Annotated in this window: 1 pseudogene; it reads right to left on the bottom strand. The window is 63.7% G+C overall.

The annotated features are described in order from the left end of the window. A pseudogene (locus tag AC5RWT_RS38070) lies at positions 1-397 on the bottom strand (excinuclease ABC subunit UvrA); the annotation flags it as partial.

A 397-nucleotide genomic window follows, 5' to 3' on the forward strand; every position in this document is an offset into this window, starting at 1 on the left:
GATCGGCATGTCCAGTACCTCGGCAATGGTCTTGCCCTTGTAGTGGACTTCCAGCGTCTCCCGGTTGTAGCGCGCGCCGTGGCAGACCTCGCACGGGACGTAGACGTCCGGCAGGAAGTTCATTTCGATCTTCAGCGTGCCGTCGCCCGAGCACGCTTCGCAGCGGCCGCCCTTCACATTGAATGAGAACCTGCCGGGCAGGTAGCCGCGAAGTTTCGCCTCGTTGGTCTCGGCGAACAACTTGCGGATGTTGTCGAAGACGCCCGTGTAGGTGGCCGGATTGGACCGGGGGGTGCGCCCGATCGGGCTCTGGTCCACATGGATCACCTTGTCCAACTGGTCCAGCCCCTCCACCCTGGTGTGCCGGCCGGCCACATGCTTGGCCCCGTTGAGCTTG

This window comes from Arthrobacter sp. Dra40 (assembly GCF_059091905.1).